The sequence below is a fragment of the Mangrovibacter plantisponsor genome (assembly GCF_003182475.1).
In the GTDB taxonomy this organism is placed as follows: Bacteria; Pseudomonadota; Gammaproteobacteria; order Enterobacterales; family Enterobacteriaceae; genus Mangrovibacter; species Mangrovibacter plantisponsor.
In genome coordinates this window covers 1-2,391 of the sequence record NZ_QGTS01000041.1, presented here as the reverse complement: position 1 = coordinate 2,391, position 2,391 = coordinate 1, and the positions used below count along the sequence as shown (strand labels likewise).

The window sequence follows — 2,391 nt, the reverse complement described above, 5'->3', positions numbered from 1 at the left end:
TGGGGTGACTGCGTACCTTTTGTATAATGGGTCAGCGACTTATATTCTGTAGCAAGGTTAACCGTATAGGGGAGCCGCAGGGAAACCGAGTCTTAACCGGGCGTCCAGTTGCAGGGTATAGACCCGAAACCCGGTGATCTAGCCATGGGCAGGTTGAAGGTTGGGTAACACTAACTGGAGGACCGAACCGACTAATGTTGAAAAATTAGCGGATGACCTGTGGCTGGGGGTGAAAGGCCAATCAAACCGGGAGATAGCTGGTTCTCCCCGAAAGCTATTTAGGTAGCGCCTCGTGAACTCATCTCCGGGGGTAGAGCACTGTTTCGGCTAGGGGGCCATCCCGGCTTACCAACCCGATGCAAACTACGAATACCGGAGAATGTTATCACGGGAGACACACGGCGGGTGCTAACGTCCGTCGTGAAGAGGGAAACAACCCAGACCGCCAGCTAAGGTCCCAAAGTCATGGTTAAGTGGGAAACGATGTGGGAAGGCCCAGACAGCCAGGATGTTGGCTTAGAAGCAGCCATCATTTAAAGAAAGCGTAATAGCTCACTGGTCGAGTCGGCCTGCGCGGAAGATGTAACGGGGCTAAACCATGCACCGAAGCTGCGGCAGCGACACTATGTGTTGTTGGGTAGGGGAGCGTTCTGTAAGCCGGTGAAGGTGTGCTGTGAGGCATGCTGGAGGTATCAGAAGTGCGAATGCTGACATAAGTAACGATAATGCGGGTGAAAAACCCGCACGCCGGAAGACCAAGGGTTCCTGTCCAACGTTAATCGGGGCAGGGTGAGTCGACCCCTAAGGCGAGGCCGAAAGGCGTAGTCGATGGGAAACAGGTTAATATTCCTGTACTTGGTGTTACTGCGAAGGGGGGACGGAGAAGGCTGTGTCATCCGGGCGACGGTTGTCCCGGTTTAAGCGTGAAGGTGGAGTGACCAGGCAAATCCGGTTACTCATTAACACTGAGGCGTGATGACGAGGCACTACGGTGCTGAAGTGACAGATGCCCTGCTTCCAGGAAAAGCCTCTAAGCTCCAGGTAACACGAAATCGTACCCCAAACCGACACAGGTGGTCAGGTAGAGAATACCAAGGCGCTTGAGAGAACTCGGGTGAAGGAACTAGGCAAAATGGTGCCGTAACTTCGGGAGAAGGCACGCTGACATGTAGGTGAAGTCCCTCGCGGATGGAGCTGAAGTCAGTCGAAGATACCAGCTGGCTGCAACTGTTTATTAAAAACACAGCACTGTGCAAACACGAAAGTGGACGTATACGGTGTGACGCCTGCCCGGTGCCGGAAGGTTAATTGATGGGGTCAGCGCAAGCGAAGCTCCTGATCGAAGCCCCGGTAAACGGCGGCCGTAACTATAACGGTCCTAAGGTAGCGAAATTCCTTGTCGGGTAAGTTCCGACCTGCACGAATGGCGTAATGATGGCCAGGCTGTCTCCACCCGAGACTCAGTGAAATTGAACTCGCCGTGAAGATGCGGTGTACCCGCGGCAAGACGGAAAGACCCCGTGAACCTTTACTATAGCTTGACACTGAACATTGAGCCTTGATGTGTAGGATAGGTGGGAGGCTTTGAAGTGTGGACGCCAGTCTGCATGGAGCCAACCTTGAAATACCACCCTTTAATGTTTGATGTTCTAACCTGGCGCCATAATCTGGCGTGGGGACAGTGTCTGGTGGGTAGTTTGACTGGGGCGGTCTCCTCCTAAAGTGTAACGGAGGAGCACGAAGGTTGGCTAATCCTGGTCGGACATCAGGAGGTTAGTGCAATGGCATAAGCCAGCTTGACTGCGAGCGTGACGGCGCGAGCAGGTGCGAAAGCAGGTCATAGTGATCCGGTGGTTCTGAATGGAAGGGCCATCGCTCAACGGATAAAAGGTACTCCGGGGATAACAGGCTGATACCGCCCAAGAGTTCATATCGACGGCGGTGTTTGGCACCTCGATGTCGGCTCATCACATCCTGGGGCTGAAGTAGGTCCCAAGGGTATGGCTGTTCGCCATTTAAAGTGGTACGCGAGCTGGGTTTAGAACGTCGTGAGACAGTTCGGTCCCTATCTGCCGTGGGCGCTGGAGAATTGAGGGGGGCTGCTCCTAGTACGAGAGGACCGGAGTGGACGCATCACTGGTGTTCGGGTTGTCATGCCAATGGCATTGCCCGGTAGCTACATGCGGAAGAGATAAGTGCTGAAAGCATCTAAGCACGAAACTTGCCCCGAGATGAGTTCTCCCTGACCCTTTAAGGGTCCTGAAGGAACGTTGAAGACGACGACGTTGATAGGCCGGGTGTGTAAGCGCAGCGATGCGTTGAGCTAACCGGTACTAATGAACCGTGAGGCTTAACCTTACAACGCCAAAGATGTTTTGGTGTGAGAGACGA

The 2,391-nt window shown here is 53.9% G+C and carries 1 rRNA gene; it reads left to right on the top strand.

Going from position 1 to position 2,391, the window contains the following annotated elements:
* A 23S ribosomal RNA gene (locus DES37_RS25315) occupies window positions 1–2,358 on the top strand; the annotation flags it as partial.
* Between the last annotated feature and the right edge of the window lie 33 nt (window positions 2,359–2,391).